This window comes from Parvularcula maris (assembly GCF_024505085.1).
Classification (GTDB): Bacteria; Pseudomonadota; Alphaproteobacteria; order Caulobacterales; family Parvularculaceae; genus Parvularcula; species Parvularcula maris.
Genome location: NZ_JANIBC010000003.1, coordinates 103,071 through 116,215, shown reverse-complemented (window position 1 = coordinate 116,215; position 13,145 = coordinate 103,071). Strand labels below are relative to the sequence as shown.

General features: G+C 65.2%; 13 protein-coding genes and 1 tRNA gene. 1 reads left to right on the top strand and 13 read right to left on the bottom strand.

The window, feature by feature from the left end; all coding sequences use genetic code 11:
- Position 1 precedes the first annotated feature (1 nt).
- The 12 genes from mltG to NOG11_RS06200 all read right to left on the bottom strand — a co-directional run bounded on the left by mltG (position 2) and on the right by NOG11_RS06200 (position 10,694).
- A complete protein-coding gene (mltG, locus tag NOG11_RS06255; RefSeq protein WP_256618850.1) occupies positions 2-1,003 on the bottom strand; it encodes an endolytic transglycosylase MltG in 1,002 nt (333 codons plus the stop codon).
- 4 nt (positions 1,004-1,007) lie between these two features.
- Entirely contained in the window at positions 1,008-2,282 is a 1,275-nt protein-coding gene (gene fabF / locus NOG11_RS06250; RefSeq protein ID WP_256618849.1) for a beta-ketoacyl-ACP synthase II, read from the bottom strand.
- Between the two features lie 92 nt (positions 2,283-2,374).
- Positions 2,375-2,611, bottom strand: a complete 237-nt coding sequence (locus tag NOG11_RS06245) for an acyl carrier protein (RefSeq protein WP_256618848.1) — start codon at positions 2,609-2,611, stop codon at positions 2,375-2,377.
- A 187-nt stretch (positions 2,612-2,798) separates the two neighbouring features.
- The gene (locus NOG11_RS06240) at positions 2,799-3,812 is read right to left on the bottom strand and encodes a mechanosensitive ion channel family protein (RefSeq protein WP_256618847.1); all 1,014 of its coding nucleotides are present in this window, start codon (positions 3,810-3,812) and stop codon (positions 2,799-2,801) included.
- Between the two features lie 35 nt (positions 3,813-3,847).
- Positions 3,848-4,321, bottom strand: coding sequence for a nuclear transport factor 2 family protein (locus NOG11_RS06235; RefSeq protein WP_256618846.1), 474 nt, complete (start codon positions 4,319-4,321; stop codon positions 3,848-3,850).
- Between the two features lie 361 nt (positions 4,322-4,682).
- The gene (fabG, locus tag NOG11_RS06230) at positions 4,683-5,420 is read right to left on the bottom strand and encodes a 3-oxoacyl-[acyl-carrier-protein] reductase (protein WP_256618845.1); all 738 of its coding nucleotides are present in this window, start codon (positions 5,418-5,420) and stop codon (positions 4,683-4,685) included.
- Positions 5,421-5,452: 32 nt separating this feature from the next.
- The gene (locus NOG11_RS06225; protein ID WP_256618844.1) at positions 5,453-7,201 is read right to left on the bottom strand and encodes an ATP-binding protein; all 1,749 of its coding nucleotides are present in this window, start codon (positions 7,199-7,201) and stop codon (positions 5,453-5,455) included.
- A gap of 193 nt (positions 7,202-7,394) precedes the next feature.
- Entirely contained in the window at positions 7,395-8,093 is a 699-nt protein-coding gene (locus NOG11_RS06220) for a hypothetical protein (RefSeq protein WP_256618843.1), read from the bottom strand.
- A 156-nt stretch (positions 8,094-8,249) separates the two neighbouring features.
- A complete protein-coding gene (fabD, locus tag NOG11_RS06215) occupies positions 8,250-9,188 on the bottom strand; it encodes an ACP S-malonyltransferase (RefSeq protein ID WP_256618842.1) in 939 nt (312 codons plus the stop codon).
- Positions 9,189-9,420: 232 nt separating this feature from the next.
- On the bottom strand, positions 9,421-9,744 hold the full coding sequence (locus tag NOG11_RS06210; RefSeq protein WP_256618841.1) for a YbjQ family protein: 324 nt from the start codon (positions 9,742-9,744) through the stop codon (positions 9,421-9,423).
- Positions 9,741-10,265, bottom strand: coding sequence for a peroxiredoxin-like family protein (locus NOG11_RS06205; protein WP_256618840.1), 525 nt, complete (start codon positions 10,263-10,265; stop codon positions 9,741-9,743). Before NOG11_RS06205 ends, NOG11_RS06210 begins: the two co-directional genes overlap by 4 nt.
- 353 nt (positions 10,266-10,618) lie before the next feature.
- Positions 10,619-10,694, bottom strand: a tRNA-Val gene (locus NOG11_RS06200).
- A gap of 111 nt (positions 10,695-10,805) precedes the next feature.
- Here NOG11_RS06200 and NOG11_RS06195 point away from each other — a divergent pair.
- Positions 10,806-11,099, top strand: coding sequence for a DUF6460 domain-containing protein (locus tag NOG11_RS06195; RefSeq protein WP_256618839.1), 294 nt, complete (start codon positions 10,806-10,808; stop codon positions 11,097-11,099).
- On the opposite strand, the gene recQ is transcribed toward NOG11_RS06195, so the two are convergent.
- Positions 11,080-12,900, bottom strand: a complete 1,821-nt coding sequence (gene recQ / locus NOG11_RS06190; protein WP_256618838.1) for a DNA helicase RecQ — start codon at positions 12,898-12,900, stop codon at positions 11,080-11,082. The genes NOG11_RS06195 and recQ overlap by 20 nt on opposite strands.
- Between the last annotated feature and the right edge of the window lie 245 nt (positions 12,901-13,145).

Genomic DNA, 13,145 nt, shown 5'->3' with positions numbered 1-13,145 from the left:
CCTACCCGCCCTGCTTGCGCGCCCGCTCGATGGCGCGCCAGCGGGCAACATTGGCGTTGTGCTCGCGCAGGGTCGCGGCGAAAGCGTGCCCGCCCGTGCCGTCGGCGACGAAGTAGAGATCGTTGGTGTCCGCCGGGTTCAGCACCGCCGCCAGCGACTCCCGTCCCGGATTGGCGATGGGCGTCGGCGGGAGGCCGCCCACCCGGTAGGTGTTGTAGGGGTTTTCGGCGTTGGCGAGCTCGGAGCGCCTGATGCCCCGCCCCATCGGCTCGCCGCCGGTGACACCGTAGATGATGGTGGGGTCGGACTGGAGCCGCATGCCGCGCCGCAGGCGATTGGTGAAGACGGCCGCCACGCGGGGGCGTTCCTCCGGAACGGCGGTCTCTTTCTCCACGATGGAGGCGAGAATAACCGCCTCCTCCTTCGTCTTCACCGGAAGGTCAGAAGCCCGGTTCGGCCATAGCTCGTCTACCAGCGCTTGGTGAGCAGAGGTGGTGCGAGCGACCAGGGCCTCCCGCGTCTCCCCGCGCTCATAGGCGTAGGTCTCGGGCAGCATGGTCCCCTCGGGCGGAGCAATGCCCACATCGCCTTTGAGCATGGGTGCCGCCTCGATGAGGCGCATGGCCTGGGCCACGGTGACGCCCTCGGGGATGGTGACGAAGCGCAGGATGGGGTCGGCCTCGGTCAGGACCGTTGCAATGTCTTGAAGCGAAGCGCCGGCAGGCACTTCGAACTCGCCGGCGCGCAGGCCCTCGGCGAGGCCCGTGGCGCGGCCGTAGTAGTAGAACATGCCCGGCTCGTCGATCGCGCCGAGGATCGCCAGCTTCTCCTCCACCCGGCGCAGACTGTCGCCGCGCTCGACCCAGATGACGGCGGGCTCGTCCAGGGGGCCGTCCGCCTGAAGCTTCTGGACGGCCAGGAAGCCGACCAGCGCCGTGGCGGCCAGCACCGCCAGCAGCAGGAGAAGGATGATGCGGAGGAAGCCGTCCTGCCCGCTTCTCAACGTCTTAGACCTTGCGCATGACGATCGATGCATTGGTGCCCCCAAAGCCGAAGGAGTTGGATAGCACGCAATCGATGCTTTTCTCCACCGGCGTTTTGGGTGCGAGGTTGATCTTCGTCTCCACGGACGGGTTGTCGAGGTTGAGGGTCGCTGGCGCCACGCCGTCGCGCATGGCGAGGATCGAGTAGATCGCCTCGATGGCTCCCGCCGCACCCAAGAGGTGTCCGACCGAGGACTTGGTGGAGGACATCACCAGCCCGTCCGCCGCATCACCAAACAGGCGCTCCACCGCGCGCAGCTCGGCCTCGTCGCCCAAAGGCGTCGAGGTGCCGTGGGCGTTGACATAGCCGATCTCGGAGGGGTCCACCCCTGCCCGCGCGATCGCCGCCTTCATGGCCCGGTAGCCGCCATCCCCGTCTTCCGCCGGGGCGGTCACGTGGTAGGCATCGCCCGACAGACCGTAGCCGGTGATCTCGGCGTAGATGGTGGCGCCGCGGGCCTTGGCCTTCTCGTACTCCTCAAGGATCACGACGCCTGCGCCCTCGCCCATCAGGAAGCCGTCGCGGTCCTTATCGTAAGGGCGGGAAGCTGCCGTCGGGTTGTCGTTGAAGCCCGTGGTCAGCGCCTTGCAGGCTAGGAAGCCCGCATAGCCGATGCGGCAGATCGAACCTTCGGTGCCGCCCGCGACCATGGCGTCGGCGTCGCCATAGGCGATCAGCCGCGCCGCATCGCCGATAGCATGCACGCCCGTGGCGCAGGCGGTGACCACCGCGTGGTTCGGCCCCTTGAGCTGGTGCTTGATGGAGATCTGCCCGGAGGTGAGGTTGATCAGGCAGGAGGGAATGAAGAAGGGCGAGACCTTGCGCGGCCCCTTCTCCTGTAGCGAGAGCGCGGTCTGGGCGATGCCGTCGAGGCCGCCGATCCCTGAGCCCATCAGGACGCCGGTGCGCTCCTTGGCCTCGTCGCTATCGAGGGGCAGGCCCGAATCAGCCAGCGCCATCTCGGCAGCCGCCATGCCGAAGACGATGAAGTCCTCTATCCGGCGCTGCTCTTTGGGCGCGACCCAGTCATCGGGGTTGAAGGCCAGCTGGCCGTCACGGGGCACGGGCGCGCCAATCTGGCAGCCGAGGTCGGAGACGTCGAAGAGATCGTCAATGCGGCGGGCGCCGGACTTGCCTTCCAGGAGCGCTTTCCATGGCCCCTGCCAGGCTGCTTCCTTCGTTCCGCTGCCGACCGGGGTGACGAGACCCAGGCCCGTCACGACGACACGTCTTTGCATCGCGGCCTCCTAACCACTGAAGACCGGAGGGAACGAAGGGGCCGCGTGCGCAGGTTCCGGCCTAGACCCTGCGCCGCAGCGTATCGGAGCGCTTACTTCTTGCGCTCTTCGATGAACTTGATGGCGTCGCCGACGGTCTGGATGTTCTCGGCGGCGTCATCGGGGATCTCGATGTCGAACTCTTCCTCGAAGGCCATGACGAGCTCGACGATGTCGAGGCTGTCCGCGCCGAGGTCGTCGATGAAGCTGGCTTTCGGCTCGACTTTCGACGCGTCCACATCGAGATTCTCAGCGGTGATCTTCTGAACGCGTGCGGCGATGTCCGACATGGGGAACTCCTTCTTCCTCTCGCCCTCATGGCGAGGGGTATGTGTTGGTGCTCGCGCTGTAAGGGAACCCCATCCGGGGCGCAAGCGGGGTTGATGGTCCAATACAGGGCGTGGCGGAAAGGCTTGTGACGCTTGAGAAGTTGCCGGTTCCTGAAGAAAATCCTTCTAACAGTTCGGCAATATTCAACTACTCGGCGGCCTCCGCATCCTGCTGTTTCTCTTCGTCCTTCGGGCCGCCATCGATTCGCAAGCCCTCCGCGAAGGTCAGCGTCCGGTAGGGGAAGGGAATCTCGATCCCGGCACCGTCGAGGGCCTCCTTGATCGCCTGCACGACCTGATCGCGGCTCCGATGCATGTCGAGGGGCTCGGGCTCGGCCCACCAGCGCACGTTGAAGTTGATGGAGCTGTCCGCGAACTCGGCGGCGAAGACCTGAGGCTTGTTGGCAGAGCCGAACTCCAACGTGGAGACGGCCTTCTCGATGACCTGCCGCGCCTCGGCGACGTTCTCGCCGTAGCCCACGCCCACGACCACGTCGTAGCGGCGGTGGTCGGGATCGGTCCAGACGCGCACCGGGTTCTCGAAGAGATAGGCGTTGGGCACCAGCACCAGCTCACGGTCGACGCGCCTGAGATAGGTGTCGCGCAGGGTGATCCGCTCGATCCGCCCCTCCACGTCGCCGGAGGAGATATAGTCGCCGATCGACATGGTCTTGCGGGCGAGGATCAACACCCCGGCCATGAAGTTCTTGAAAATGTCCTGGAAGGCGATGCCGATGACGATGCCGCCGACCCCGAGGCCCGCCAGGAGCGAGCTGGGATTGATCGAGGGGAAGATCACGGCGAGGGCCGAGAAACCGCCGAAGAACCAGACCAGAAGCCCGCTCAGGGTCTTGGCGAGATCGGTCAGGCTCTGCCGGGCATGGGTGCGGTGGGTGATCCAGCCCGCCACGAACCGGACCCCCCTTGCGACCAGCCAAGTCAGGGCCAGGATGATCGCCGCGATAATGAGCTTGGGCGCCAAGGCGATGGCGCCGGTGACGTAGCTTTCGAACCGGTCGAAGAGGTAGGTAGTGAAGTCCGAGAAGCTCGATATCTCGGTGGGTTTCAGCGCCTCGTCGAGAGGCGCATCCTCGCCGGAGGGGCTCTCTTCGGGGAGCGGGGCATTCGGGTTTTCCGGCGCAGGCGCTTGCTGTTCTTGCATCACTGCTGGAAATGGAGAGCCGCCGGAAAAGTTCCCTACCAACCGCCTGGCGGGGCGCGCAGGCTGGCGACTTCGCGGTAGAGCTTCCAGCCCTCCCCCTCATTGCGCAGAAGCAGAAGATAGGTATCCCGCACCGTCATCGGCTCTTCACCTTGAGGGGTGTAGGTGACGACGGACGTGCCGAACTCATAGGCCCATTCTTCGCTCATGACGACGACTTCGCGGGGCTGGACGTCAATGGAAAAGCCGTTGGGAAAAGGAAGACCCTGCTCCGCCGCATCGGCATAGATGCGGTCCCAGACCGGCCCGCCCGGAGAGACCATCGCCGTATCCGGTCGCAACAGCGCAAAAAGAGGTGACGGATCGGCCTGTCCGGCATGGCGCTCGAACGTCTCTCGCATCTCATCGAAGACGGCGACGGCAGCGCTGCGGGTCTCCTCGTCAACTTCAGCCTGTGCCCCACCGAGCAGTGCAGCGAAGCCAACAATCACCATGATGAAGCGCTTCATAGGATCGTCCCCCCTCGGAGGGGACTACACATCCGATATGTTTTCTTCGCAAGCGAGCCGCGCAGTAGGTAGTGGGTCAGTTGGAAATGAAGACGGCAGTCTTCTTCGTTGAGGGGCCTGCTCGCTTATCTCTCCCTTTCAGAGATCGACATTTATAATGTCGAGTGAGGGCAAGTAGCAGGCGACGCTCGCTCTATGGAGGCCCTCACCCGAAGCCTGCTACGCAGCCTTCGACCTCTCCCGGAGGAAGAGGTGGGGGTGGTGCCAGTTCTTTGCCTCAAATATTCAAACTGACCCACTACCGCGCAGTGACATCAGCCCTTGGAACGGCGGCACACCTGCGGTGAGCTGCCCTACGCCGTCAGATCATCGCCATGCCGCCGTTCACGTGCAGGGTCTGGCCCGTAACATAGGCGGCTTCGTCCGAGGCGAGATAGGCGGCGGCACCCGCGATCTCCTCCGGCGTGCCCATGCGGCCAGCGGGGATCGCCTCGTTGATCTTGCCCTTCTGGTCGTCGGTCAGAGCGTCGGTCATCGGCGTGGCGATGAAGCCGGGCGCGATGCAGTTGGCGGTGATGTTGCGGCTGGCGACCTCGGCGGCGAGGCTCTTCATCATGCCGATCATGCCGGCTTTGGAAGCGGCGTAGTTGGTCTGGCCGGGATTGCCGGTGACGCCGACCACCGAGGTCACGCCGATGATCCGGCCCTTCCTCGCCTTCATCATGCCGCGCAGGCAGGCCTTGGCGAGGTGCCAGGTGGCGGTGAGGTTCACCTTGAGGACCTCGTCGAAATCCTCGTCCTTCATCCGCATCATGAGGTTGTCGCGGGTGATGCCCGCATTGGCGATCAGTATTTCGAGCCCACCCATGGCGTCCTGGGCACGACCGGGGAGCGCCCCGCAGGCTTCGAGATCGGAGAGATCGGCGGGCAGGATATGCACCCGCTCGCCGAGATCGCTGGCGAGGGCTTCGAGCTTGCCCTCGTTGCGGCCGGAGATGGCGACGGTGGCGCCCTGGGTGTGGAGGGTGCGGGCGATGGCCTCGCCGATGCCGCCGGTGGCGCCGGTGACGAGGGCGGTCTTGGAGCTGAGATCGAACATGGCGATGGGACTAGGCCCGGCTCCGGCGCCTGTCACCCCGTCACTTCAGTGGCTGAGGCGGGGCTTGCGCCTTCCGGTAGCACCTTGCCGATGGCGCGCAGAAGCTCTTCGGGGTTCAACGGCTTGCCGACAAAGCCGTCGGCGCCCGCCTCCGCCATGGCGTTCCGGCCCGTCTCGAAGACATCGGCCGTGACAGCGATGATCGGAATGGATGCCTTGGCGTCGCCCCGCGCCCTTACCGCCCTGGTCGTCGCGACGCCGTCCATGACCGGCATCTGGCGATCGACCAGCATCAGATCGTAGTCCCCGGCCTCCAGAAGCTCCAGCGCCGCAGCGCCGTGCTCCGCGAACACACCCTTCATCCCCCAGAGCTTGAGGAACTGCTCCAGGACCAGGCAGTTGACGGTGTTGTCCTCCGCCACCAGCACTTTGAGACCCGCAAGGCGGAGGTCGCCGGAAGGCAGGATACGGGCCGCGCCCTCCTCCTCGGCAGCGGGAAGACGAAGCTCGACCCGGAAGCAGCTTCCCCCGTTGCCCGTCGCCTCCAAGAGGATCGAGCCGCCCATCTGCTCGCACAGATTGACACAGATGGAGAGACCCAGACCGGTGCCGGCCCTTCGTCCCTGCCCCTGCTCGAAGGGCTCGAAGATCGTGGCGGCAGCCTCTTTGGGGATGCCAGGCCCCGTATCGCGCACCCTGAAGACGATCTCGTCATCGTCGCCGCGCTCGGCTAGAAGACGGACCGAGCCGGCCTCGGTGAACTTCACTGCGTTCGAGACCAGGTTGTTGAGCACCTGCCTCACGCGGCGGTCATCGCCCCTCACGTTTTTCGGCAGGCCCGGTCCGATCACGAGTTCCAGGCGAAGGCCCTTGGCCGAGGCGGGTTCGAGATAGGTCATCCGCACCGCCTCCAGAAGAGCGTGAAGATCGAAGACCCGCGGCTCGATCCGCATCTTCCCGGCCTCGATCTTCGAGAAATCGAGGACGTCGTTGAGGAGGGAGAGAAGGTGCTCGCCTGAGCCCTTGATATGGCCCAGAAGGCGCGGCTGCTCGCCGTCGAGCTTACCCGGCTCCCCGGACAGAAGCGCCTCGGTCAGGCCGAGCACCCCGTTCATGGGCGTGCGGAGCTCGTGGCTCATCGTGGCGAGGAAGTCGGACTTCGCCTGGGCGAGGTCCTCTGCCTTCCTGCGTGCACGGTCGAGATCGCGCATCGCTTTCTGGCAGCTATAGCTGAGAAGCGCGCTCATCGCCGTGCCCATCCCGACGGCGTAGACGGCCTGGAGGAAGCGCTGCTGGGTGCGGGCCTCGGTCCAGACGGCCTCCGCACCGACACCGCTCAAAGAGAAGCCGAGCTGGAGACAAAGGACCGCGATGGTGCTGCTGCCTACCAGAAGGGCGGCCTGCCACCCGAAGACGAAGGCCGCCATCATCGAGCCGAGGACGAGCTGCGGTACCAGGGACGAGTAGATGCCCGCGCCGAAGGAGGAGGCAAGGAACCCCGCCAGGCTGATCAGACAGTAGCCAATGAGGAACAGCGCGAAGTTCTTCGTCCAGCGCAGGCAGGCGCTGACGGCGAGAAACAGCGCTGCCGCCACCACGCTCGCCGTATGGTCGATGACCCAGCCGCCGTAGCTGTAGGTCATGCCCCCGAGGTTCACCAGCTGGTAGGCGAGGAAGAGCCAGGCATAGACATAGACGCCGCGCGCGCGGGTGCGGTCCCAGGGCGACAGCTCCGGACCGATCCTCAGAAACGCCTCGTACCCTCTGACCAGTGCCCGCATTGCCCCAGACGCCCCCCGCTCAAGGAGCAATCTGAACCGGAAAGTCTTGATTTGTGGTCAAACTGGCCGCGAAAGATGGTGGCGAAGGGCTACGCCCTTCTCACCAGACGACCCTGACCCGGTCGCCGAACATGGGTCCGTGGCGGCGGCACATGGTCCGCCTGCCACGGAAGATCACAGGACTGGAGCGGCCTCAGCCGCGCTTGCGGCGAGCGGCAGCGAGGGTGCCGAGACCGCCGAGCAGTAGGAGACCTGCGCCAGGGACGGGGACGACCACATCACCGAGCGGCGGGTCGATCTCGTCCAGCTCCGGAATGCCGAACATTTTCGCGGAGCCGTTGCCGCCAGCCATGGCGATGGCGCCGACGCTCTGGCCGCGCACGGCGAAGAGCTGACCGATGAAATCGGAAGCATCGAGATCGGTGCCGGAGATGTCAAAGCTGACGGTGGTGAACACGTCGTTGACCCCGCCCGGTGCGCTAGCGCCGGTGCGTCCGATGGCCAGCAGCACATCGAAGATCGGCTGCTCGCCATTGCCGTTGACGTTTCGGCCGCCGCCCTGGGTGCCCGATACCGAGTTCGCGTTCACGGCGAAACCGGTGATTGGCGCCACGTTCGGCGTCACTGCCGCCTCGAGGCTCGCTGCATCGCCAAAGCCAGCGAAATCGCCGCCAATATTGAAGAACAGTGCCGTGATGTCGCCAGTGTTGTTCGCATCATTGATGGTGAAGGTCATGCGGACACCGCCCGAGATGTCCTCCACCACGATGTCCGTCACCAAGGAATCGCTGCCGGTGCGGTTCTCGTCCGCCTGGAAGGTCAGTGTCGCTGCGGAAGCCGTACCGAACAGCGACGCGGCAGCCAGCGCAGCGCAAGAAAGAAGCTTTTTCATCTTTATCCCCTCCGCAGCTCTCCTGCGGCCCGAAACCTGTTGTCCAAGATGCCGGTATGATACCTCTTGGAGGGCGCCCCCCAGGCGCATTGCGTTACTAACCACAAGTCGAGGAGCATAACAACGCCGGGAGGCGTCAGTGCTGTTCAAACTTGCTCAGTTACCTGAAACAATCTCCGATAGAGAGGTAAAGTCTTTCGCAACACCAGCATTGGTTGTGCGCGCTTCGGGCAGAATCTTCTTCACCAGGCCGCTGAGCACCTTCCCGGCGCCTAGCTCCACGAAGGTGTGAGCACCTTCGCTCGACAGTTTCTCGCAGCAGTCCTGCCAGCGCACCCGGCCCGAGACCTGCTCGGTCAGGGTGCGGCGGACCTCGTCCGGCTGGGTGACCAGGGAGGCGTCAATATTGGCGACGACCGGCCGCGCGGGTGCGCTGATCGACGCTTCGGCCAAGGCCTCCGCCATCCTCTCCTGGGCAGGCATCATGCCTCGGCTGTGGAAGGCCGCCGACACATCGAGGGGTAGCGCACGCTTGGCGCCTTTATCCTTCGCCTTAGCGCAGGCCTCGCTGATGGAGGCCGCATCGCCGGAGATCACCACCTGGCCGGGGCAGTTATCGTTGGCGACCTCGACCCCCGTCTCTTCGGCGAGGCTCTCGACCTCCTCCAGGGAGAGCCCGAGGATGGCGGCCATGGCTCCTTCGCCGACGGGCATGGCGGACTGCATGGCATCGCCGCGGGTGCGCAGGAGCTTGGCGGCCGTCGAAAGATCGAAACTCCCCGCGCAGGCATGGGCGGAGTACTCGCCCAGGGAGTGGCCCGCCAGCCCCGCCACCTGATCGAGGCTCAGCCCCGCCTCCTCCTCAGCCACCCGGAAAGCCGCCACCGAGCAGGCCATGAGCGCGGGCTGGGCGTTGGCGGTGAGGGTCAGCTCCGCCTGCTCCCCCTCCCACATCAGTGCGGAGAGCTTTTGCGACAGTGCCTCGTCCACCTCCTCGAACACCTGCCTCGCCACGGCGAAGTTCTCGGCGAGGTCCTGCCCCATGCCGATTTTCTGGCTGCCCTGGCCGGGAAAGATCAAAGCGAGGTGGGGCATGGGGGGAGGCTCCTTGGTCTGCTGGATGGGCGTTAGGAAGACTGGGCGGTTGAGGCAAGTTCGGAGCGTCGTCGGCACTTATCATCGTCATCCCGGAAGCCGAAGGCTATCCGGGACCCATGGACAAGACCTCGCCGCTCTCGCCGATCCGCTCGGAACAATCTCTTACCACCGGTCCATGGGGATCCGTCGATCCGCTTTGCGGCTCAACCAAGTCCGGGATGACGATGAACTAGCGCAGCTTCACCGCCGTGCCGTTGCAGCTCACCATCAGCATGCTGCCTTTTTGCGTATCCACGGCCTCGTAGTCGATATCGACGCCGATGATGGCGTCCGCGCCTAGGCGCTTGGCCTCGTCCTTCATATCGGCCATGGCGTGGGCGCGGGCCTCTCGCAGGGCCTTCTGGTAGCCCCCCGAGCGACCGCCGATGATGTCGCGGACACCGGCGAAGAGGTCGCGGAAGTAGTTCACACCCAGGATCGCCTCGCCCGCGACGACGCCTAGCGCCTCGGTGGCTTCATGGCCGGGCACGCCGTCCGTGGTGGTCACCTTCATGAGGACGCTCCCGTCAGTGTACCCCGTGCGGGGTAGTTCTTGTCGATGATGAAATCGAGGCCGTTCGCCAGATCGTCGAGACCGGGCCGCGCGAAGGGAACGTTCTGATAGTAGGCGGCATAGAGCTCGCCATTGGGACGCACCAGGAAGGTTCCGGGCTCGGAGAAGACCTCTGGCTCGTTCTCCTGGAAGCCCTCGGAGATGTAGAGCCCCCACTCCTCCGCCTTCTCGCGGGTGAGGCCGTAGCCGAGGGGCACGTTCCTGATGTCCCACTCCTCGAAGGTCTTGTTCGCCCGGTCGGCGCCGTCCATCGAAAGGGCGAATACCTTGACGCCGAGCTCGTCGAAGCGGCCGATCTTGCCGTTCAGCTCCTCGAGCTGCTGCTGGCAGATGGGGCAGTGAAGACCGCGGTAGAAGAGAAGGAGGGTGAAGTTCTCGGCAGCCGCATTGGCCAGGCGCCAGCTATCGGCGCCGAGCATGTCGACTTCGAGTTCGGGGACGGGTTTTCCGGGGATCAGCATGGGCGCTCCGTGGCTCTTTACGGGGTATGTAGCGCCGAACCGGAGGCGGCGGCTTTCACCTCCGCGTGACGGGATGGGAGATGGGTCCCACGGTCAAGCCGTGGGAAGCGCTAGAAAGAGAGCGGAGGGCCTCCACTGCAGACCCTTCGAAACTCGACGGCGGAACGGGAAGGACCGCGACCGCGGTTCCGGGCCGGTCAGGCCCGCCCCATCGGAGCGCCCTCGGCGCGTGAGATCAAAGAGAATCCATTCTCGGGACAGAGGTGCATGTTGCTCGGCTGCTGCCGCAGCATTCTCGACCTGAAAAAGGTCCCCCGGACCTTTTTCTTTCGCTGCGCGAAACCGGACGAGAATGGTGCGCGATGACAGGCTCGAACTGCCGACATCTTCGGTGTAAACGAAGCGCTCTACCAACTGAGCTAATCGCGCTGAGAACGGGACGTATAAGGGCTGCGGGGGGCGGCGTCACGCACTAATTTAGCAACGCTTCCGCCACCTCCGCCCTTAACGCCCACCCCAAACCTCCCCATATCCTCTCTTATGGAAGAGCGACGCATCCCCCGCCCCTCGGCTGCCGACACCCGCGCTGCTGCGCGCACCATCGTCAGGCTGGTGGTCTTCAGCCTCCTCGTCGGGGTGGTCCTGGCCATTTTCGGCTGGAACCCGGTGGAGCTTTGGCGTGGCCTCTGGAACGCGCTGCAGCAGGGCGTCGTGGATGTCTTCGGCACGGGGATCGGCGGCATAGCGCTGGTGGCGACGCTGATCGCAACCGGCGCCGTCATCGTCGTGCCGCTATGGCTGATCTCGAAACTGCTTAGCGGTCGCCGCCGCTGACCACCTTCAAAAACGCCTCGCCATAAACTTCGGCCTTGCGCAGGCCCACACCGTAGACGCTGAGAAGCTCGTTCTGGGTCGTGGGCTGGCGGACCGCCATGTCGATGAGCGTACGGTCGGAGAAAATGGTGAAGGCCGGGGCGCCCTTGGCCTTGGCGAACTCCAGGCGCAGGGCCTTGAGGCGGCTTAAGAGCTCCTGGTCGAAATCGTCGGGGACCTCGATCTGCTGGCGCTTGAGGGCTCTCGTGGTCTCGCGCTTCTCCGAACGCCGGAGCTCTAGGGACCCGCCGCCGTTCAGGAAGGTCCGCCCTTCATCGGTGAGGGCGATGGAGCGGTACTCGCCGCGCATCTCGATGAAGCCCTTGGCGAAGAGCTGACCGACCAGGCTGCGCCAGCTTCTGGCAGGGCGCCCCTGCCCCCTCGCGAAGACCACCAGGTCGTCGTGGCGGGCCTTGATCACCTTCTCGCTCTCCGAGCCGCGCAGCACGTCGATGAGGTGCGCTTGGCCGTAGACCTCGCCGGTCTCGATGGCAGCCTCCAGGAAAAGCCGCGCATCGGCGGTCGCGTCCTCGGTCCTAGGCGGGTCGAGGCAGACGTCGCAGGCGCCGCAGGGCTCAGTGCGGACCTCACCGAAATAGCTGAGCAGCAGGTTCCGGCGGCAGGTGAGCGCCTCGCAATAGGCGGACAGGATGTCGAGCTTGCGCTTCTCGTGGCGCTTCACCTCCTCAGGGGCGCCGCCGTCGTCGATCATGCGGCGGCGGAACATGAGGTCGGAGGGGCCGTAGAGGAGGATCGCCTCGGCAGGCTTCCCGTCGCGCCCTGCCCGGCCGATCTCCTGGTAGTAGGCCTCGGGCGAGGACGGCATGTCCCGGTGGATAACGTAGCGGATGTCCGGCTTGTCGATGCCCATGCCGAAAGCGATGGTCGCTGTGACCACGAGGTCTGGCTCGGACAGGAAGCGGTCGAGCCTAGCCGCCCGCTCTTCGTCGGGGAGCCCCGCGTGATAGGCGACGGCGTTGTGGCCCTTGTCGCGCAGCTTCTCGGCCAGGTTCTCCGTGTTCTTGCGGCTGCCGCAGTAGATGATGCCTTGGCTGCCCCTTCGGTCCTCGAGCAGTTCCGCGATGCGGTCGTCGGGCTTGGACTTCTCCTCGATGGCCAGGGACAGGTTGGGCCGGTCGAAACCGGAGATGAAGACGCGTACCTGCCCGCCGAACAGGCGCTCCTTCATATCGGCGCGCGTGTCCTCATCGGCGGTAGCGGTGAAGGCGGCGACGGGGGTGCCGGGGCGGAGCTCTTTCAACTGGCCCAGGGCCAGATACTCAGGCCGGAAATCGTGCCCCCATTGGGAGATGCAGTGCGCCTCGTCGATGACGAAGTAGCTAACGTCCAGCTTTTTCAGCGCCGCCTGCATGCGCGGCGTGGCGAGGCGCTCAGGCGACATGTAGAGGAGCTTGATCCGCCCCTCCGTAGCGGCCTTCCAGTCGGCGACATTCTCCGAACGCTCGCGGCCTGAATGGATCATGCCCGCGGGCGCGCCGAAGCTTTGGAGGAGCGCCACCTGGTTCTGCATGAGGGCGATCAGCGGGCTGACCACCACGGCGAAGCCCGGCCGCATCAGCGCCGGCACCTGGAAGCAGAGCGACTTGCCCGCCCCGGTCGGCATGACCGCCATCACGTCCTCACCGGCGAGAAGCGCCTCGACGATCTCCTGCTGGCCTGGGCGGAAACCCTCGAAGCCGAAAGTGGCTTTGAGCGTTTCAAGAGGGTCGTCCTGAGGGAGAGGGGCGGGCTGCGCTGACATCACCCCTTAGTGGGGTGGTTGGGGCTGTAGGCGCAAGAGTCCAGCGCGCGGTAAATGCGATCCGAATCGCTTTGTCACGGAGGATGGGGCCAAATCGCTTCTCATCACCGATCAGAAGATCGCGTAGACTGAGATTACTTCTGCCGTCATCCTGGAAAGCCGCCAGGCTTATCCGGGACCCATGGACCGAACCGTTGCAACAACTTTCTGCGTTCTGTCCATGGGTCCGTCGATCCGCTCTGCGG

Excerpts from the sequence above, each read along its gene's own strand:
- NOG11_RS06210 (WP_256618841.1), bottom strand. The coding sequence starts at position 9,744 with ATGAAGGTGACCACCACGGACGGCGTGCCCGGCCATGAAGCCACCGAG.
- NOG11_RS06235 (WP_256618846.1), bottom strand. The coding sequence starts at position 4,321 with ATGAAGCGCTTCATCATGGTGATTGTTGGCTTCGCTGCACTGCTCGGT.
- fabF (WP_256618849.1), bottom strand. The coding sequence starts at position 2,282 with ATGCAAAGACGTGTCGTCGTGACGGGCCTGGGTCTCGTCACCCCGGTC.
- NOG11_RS06225 (WP_256618844.1), bottom strand. The coding sequence starts at position 7,201 with ATGCGGGCACTGGTCAGAGGGTACGAGGCGTTTCTGAGGATCGGTCCG.
- NOG11_RS06245 (WP_256618848.1), bottom strand. The coding sequence starts at position 2,611 with ATGTCGGACATCGCCGCACGCGTTCAGAAGATCACCGCTGAGAATCTC.
- NOG11_RS06205 (WP_256618840.1), bottom strand. The coding sequence starts at position 10,265 with ATGCTGATCCCCGGAAAACCCGTCCCCGAACTCGAAGTCGACATGCTC.
- NOG11_RS06240 (WP_256618847.1), bottom strand. The coding sequence starts at position 3,812 with ATGCAAGAACAGCAAGCGCCTGCGCCGGAAAACCCGAATGCCCCGCTC.
- NOG11_RS06220 (WP_256618843.1), bottom strand. The coding sequence starts at position 8,093 with ATGAAAAAGCTTCTTTCTTGCGCTGCGCTGGCTGCCGCGTCGCTGTTC.
- NOG11_RS06195 (WP_256618839.1), top strand. The coding sequence starts at position 10,806 with ATGGAAGAGCGACGCATCCCCCGCCCCTCGGCTGCCGACACCCGCGCT.
- fabG (WP_256618845.1), bottom strand. The coding sequence starts at position 5,420 with ATGTTCGATCTCAGCTCCAAGACCGCCCTCGTCACCGGCGCCACCGGC.
- fabD (WP_256618842.1), bottom strand. The coding sequence starts at position 9,188 with ATGCCCCACCTCGCTTTGATCTTTCCCGGCCAGGGCAGCCAGAAAATC.
- recQ (WP_256618838.1), bottom strand. The coding sequence starts at position 12,900 with ATGTCAGCGCAGCCCGCCCCTCTCCCTCAGGACGACCCTCTTGAAACG.